We start from the raw sequence: 4,785 nt of genomic DNA, 5'->3' as shown, positions 1-4,785 counted from the left end.
AATCATCCTAATGTGACGGTTATTAATGAAGAAATAACAGAGATTCCAGAAGGAACAACCATTATTGCGACGGGTCCATTGACTAGTCCAGCACTTTCAGAAAGCCTTAAACAAATCATGGATGAAGAGTATTTATACTTTTATGATGCGGCTGCTCCAATCATTGAAAAAGACAGCATAGACCTCGATAAAGTATATTTGAAATCACGGTATGATAAAGGGGAAGCTGCCTATTTAAATTGCCCTATGACTGAAGAGGAATTCGATCGTTTTTATGAAGCCCTTATTGCAGCTGAAACAGTGCCGCTAAAAGAATTTGAAAAAGAAATCTTCTTTGAAGGTTGTATGCCGATTGAAGTCATGGCTGCCAGAGGCAGAAAAACGATGCTTTTTGGTCCATTAAAACCAGTTGGACTAGAAGATCCTAAAACAGGAAAACGACCATTTGCCGTTATTCAACTTCGCCAAGATGATGCAGCAGGTACTTTATATAATATTGTCGGATTCCAGACACATTTAAAGTGGGGGCCGCAAAAAGAAGTTCTTCAACTTATCCCAGGACTAGAAAAAGCAGAAATCGTCCGTTACGGCGTTATGCATCGAAATACGTTCATTAACTCACCTAAAGTCCTTCTGCCGACATACCAGTTTAAAAACCGTTCAGATTTATTCTTTGCTGGTCAAATGACTGGCGTTGAAGGCTATGTAGAGTCAGCAGCATCAGGATTGGTAGCTGGAATTAATGCTGCAAAACTTGCTTCAGGAGAAGAACCATTAGTGTTCCCTGCTGAAACAGCAATGGGAAGTATGGCTAGATACATTACGTCAACTAATTCGAAAAGTTTTCAGCCTATGAACGCGAACTTCGGTTTATTTCCAGATCTTGAGACAAAAATAAGAGGGAAAAAAGAGCGAAATGAACAACATGCTGAGCGTGCATTGGAAACTATTCAGAAATTTATGAAAAATTTGTAAGAAAAATTGCTTGAAAAAAAATTCTGTGTTACTATTTAGAAGCTTTGCGGGGTGTTTTAGTGGTTAGTAAAGAGCAAGCCTTACAATTATTTGTAGAATATCTGCAAATTGAAAAGAACTCTTCACACTATACAATCGAAAACTATCAACGGGATATTGAGGAATTCTTTATGTTCATGAATGAGCAAGGAATCTCATTTACTTCTGTTGAATATTTTGATGTCCGATTATTCTTGACGGGTCTATACAATAGAAACCTATCTAAGCGATCTGTGGCAAGGAAGACATCCTGCCTGCGCAGCTTTTATAAATTCCTGATGCGTGAAGAGATTGTGACTGAAAATCCTTTTGGTCTCGTTTCTTTGCCGAAAAAAGATCAGATGCTTCCTCGTTTCATGTATGAAGAGGAAATTAATTTGCTTTTTTCGGCCATCAGCCTAGATGATACCGCTGGTTCGAGAGATCTGGCACTTTTAGAATTGCTCTATGCAACCGGTATTCGTGTTAGTGAATGTTGTAATATTCAATTACAGGATCTCGATATTTCATTGGGTACCGTTTTGGTCCATGGTAAAGGTAAGAAAGACCGCTATGTTCCGATGGGGGACTTCTGCGTAGATGCGCTTACGTCTTACATAAAAAATGCTCGAGCTGAACTAGTAGCCTCTAAAGGCAAGGAACATCGCTATGTATTTTTAAATCTTCGAGGCGAACCGCTAACACCTAGGGGAGTCCGTTATATTTTAAATGAATTAGTTAAAAGGGCTGCGGTCGAAGGCGATTTGCATCCACATATGTTAAGACATTCATTTGCAACACATTTACTGAATAATGGAGCTGATCTTAGAGCCGTTCAAGAGCTTTTGGGACATTCTAATATATCAAGTACGCAAATTTATACTCATGTTACGAAAGAACAACTGCGGAAGGTATATAATGCATCACATCCAAGAGCTTAGGACTATGAGGAAGGAGAATCATTATGGGTGAATTTCACGCAACCACAATATTCGCTGTCCACCACAAAGGCGAATGTGCCATGTCTGGAGACGGACAGGTGACACTAGGCAATTCTGTCGTCATGAAGCATACAGCAAGAAAAGTCAGAAGAATCTTTAATGGTACTGTATTAGCAGGCTTCGCCGGATCAGTGGCAGATGCATTTACTTTGTTTGAAATGTTTGAAGCGAAGCTTGAAGAGTACAATGGTAATTTGCAGCGTGCTGCAGTAGAACTTGCCAAACAATGGAGAAGTGACAATATTCTGCGTAAACTTGAGGCGATGTTAATTGTCATGGATAAAACCGATATCCTGCTTGTTTCAGGTACGGGTGAAGTCATTGAGCCGGATGATGGAATTTTGGCAATCGGTTCTGGAGGGAATTATGCACTTTCAGCTGGAAGAGCGTTAAAACGATTCTCGGGAGACAGTTTAACTGCTAGAGAAATTGCAGAGAATTCTTTGCAAATAGCAGCGGAAATTTGTGTGTTTACGAATACTAATATTATTGTGGAAGAGCTGTAATCGAAGGGAGCTGCGTATATGGATAGTAAAGCTAATTTAACACCTAGACAGATTGTTGAAAAGCTTGATCAATATATAGTTGGGCAACGTGATGCTAAGAGGGCAGTAGCTATTGCACTCCGTAACAGATACCGCCGTAGTCTTTTACAGGACCAGCTGCGCGATGAAGTCGTTCCAAAAAATATTCTAATGATAGGTCCGACAGGCGTCGGGAAGACAGAAATAGCACGCCGGCTTGCTAAATTAGTTGCTGCACCGTTTATTAAGGTAGAAGCAACGAAGTTCACAGAAGTAGGTTATGTGGGCAGAGATGTTGAATCAATGGTTCGAGATCTTGTAGAAACAGCTGTCCGCCTCGTCAAAGAAGAGAAGAAAATCAGTGTGCAGGAACTTGCTGAAGAAAATGCAAACCGCCGCTTGGTTGAACTGTTAGTACCTTCTGGTAAAAAACAAAATAACTTTAAAAATCCGTTAGAAATGTTTTTTGGAGGAACTAATCAAGAAGCAGAGCAGGAATCTGCTAAATCTGAGGATGTAAGCCTTCAAGAAAAACGTTGGATTGTTAGAGAAAAGCTTGCCAAAGGCGAACTTGAAAATGAGTTGATCACCGTAGAGGTAGAAGAGCAGCAAGCATCGATGTTTGATATGCTGCAAGGCTCTGGGATGGAGCAAATGGGCATGAATATGCAGGATGCTCTAGGTAATCTTATGCCTAAAAAGAAAAAGAAACGTAAGCTTAAAGTTAGTGAAGCAAGAATTGTTCTCACTAATGAAGAAGCGGGCAAATTGATTGATATGGATGAAGTGACTCAAGAGGCCGTATTCCGTGCAGAACAATCTGGAATTATTTTTATTGATGAGATCGATAAAATTGCCAGTAAAAAGGGTGGATCTTCTGCAGATGTATCTCGGGAAGGTGTGCAAAGAGATATCCTGCCTATCGTAGAAGGGTCAACAGTTGTAACGAAATATGGTTCTGTGAAAACAGATCATGTTCTCTTCATGGCTGCAGGTGCTTTCCATATGGCTAAGCCGTCTGACTTGATTCCAGAACTACAAGGAAGATTCCCAATTAGGGTAGAACTTCAAAAATTATCAGTAGAGGATTTTGTTCGCATTCTACATGAACCGGATAATGCTCTTCTTAAACAATATGTGGCCTTATTGGCAGTTGAAGGTATAGAAATTGAATTTTCTGACGAAGCTATTCGTAAGATTGCAGAAGTGGCATTTGAGGTCAATCAAAATACTGATAATATCGGAGCCCGTCGCCTGCATACAATCATGGAAAAACTGCTGGAAGATTTATCTTTCGAAGCCCCAGAAATTACAATGGACAAAATTACGATTACCCCTCAGTATGTAGAAGACAAATTAGGTTCGATATCAAGAAACAAAGATCTCAGCCAGTTTATTCTTTAAAGAAATTACGATTGAAAAGGGTTAGGAAGGGTAGAGAAATACTAGTACCCTTTCTGCTCTGTATAAAATGTAACGGCATACTTAGGATACACAGATTTTATAGGAGGAAATTTTTAATGAATTTATTATCAAAAACAAGAAAAATTAATGCAATGCTTCAAAATACAGCTGGAAAACCGGTTAACTTTAAAGAAATGGCTGAGAGCTTAAGTGAAGTGATTGAATCGAACGTATTTGTGGTAAGCAGAAGAGGAAAGCTTCTTGGCTTTGCGATCAACCAGAAAATCGAAAATGAGCGTATGGTGCAAATGCTTGAAGACCGTCAATTCCCTGAGGAATATACAAAGAGCTTGTTTAACATTCCTGAAACATCATCAAACCTTGATATTGACAGCTCGTATACGGCATTTCCTGTTGAGAACAAGCAAATGTTTGCTGCAGGCTTAACAACTATTGTTCCAATCGTTGGCGGAGGAGATCGTTTAGGTACATTGATTCTTGCTCGTCTTGAAGAAAAATTCCATGATGATGATCTAATTCTTGCGGAATACGGCGCAACTGTAGTCGGCATGGAAATCCTTCACGAAAAAGCTGAAGCGATTGAAGAAGAAGCAAGAAGTAAAGCTGTTGTTCAAATGGCTATTAGTTCGCTGTCATATAGTGAATTAGAAGCAATTGAACATATCTTTGAAGAATTGAATGGCAGAGAAGGTCTACTGGTTGCTTCTAAGATTGCCGATCGTGTTGGAATTACTCGTTCAGTAATTGTTAATGCTTTGCGTAAACTAGAAAGCGCTGGTGTCATTGAGTCTCGTTCACTGGGTATGAAGGGAACATATATCAAAGTGTTAAATGATAAATTC

The 4,785-nt window shown here is 39.5% G+C and carries 5 protein-coding genes; all 5 read left to right on the top strand.

What is annotated here, in order from left to right:
* The coding region (gene trmFO, locus AC52RT_RS10855; RefSeq protein ID WP_495540756.1) for an FADH(2)-oxidizing methylenetetrahydrofolate--tRNA-(uracil(54)-C(5))-methyltransferase TrmFO at positions 1-975 on the top strand (975 nt) is incomplete at its 5' end.
* Between the two features lie 59 nt (positions 976-1,034).
* On the top strand, positions 1,035-1,934 hold the full coding sequence (xerC, locus tag AC52RT_RS10850) for a tyrosine recombinase XerC (RefSeq protein ID WP_495540755.1): 900 nt from the start codon (positions 1,035-1,037) through the stop codon (positions 1,932-1,934).
* A 23-nt stretch (positions 1,935-1,957) separates the two neighbouring features.
* Positions 1,958-2,500 carry an ATP-dependent protease subunit HslV gene (hslV, locus tag AC52RT_RS10845; protein WP_040373190.1) on the top strand — a complete coding sequence of 181 codons (543 nt, stop codon included), beginning with the start codon at positions 1,958-1,960 and terminating at the stop codon, positions 2,498-2,500.
* 18 nt (positions 2,501-2,518) lie between these two features.
* The gene (gene hslU / locus AC52RT_RS10840; RefSeq protein ID WP_340849634.1) at positions 2,519-3,922 is read left to right on the top strand and encodes an ATP-dependent protease ATPase subunit HslU; all 1,404 of its coding nucleotides are present in this window, start codon (positions 2,519-2,521) and stop codon (positions 3,920-3,922) included.
* 116 nt (positions 3,923-4,038) lie between these two features.
* On the top strand, positions 4,039-4,785 hold a 747-nt coding region (codY, locus tag AC52RT_RS10835; RefSeq protein WP_495540754.1), incomplete at its 3' end, for a GTP-sensing pleiotropic transcriptional regulator CodY.

The organism is Peribacillus sp., assembly GCF_059453735.1.
The sequence above is the reverse complement of the archived record's forward strand: the minus strand, read 5'-3'. Positions and strand labels throughout refer to the sequence as shown.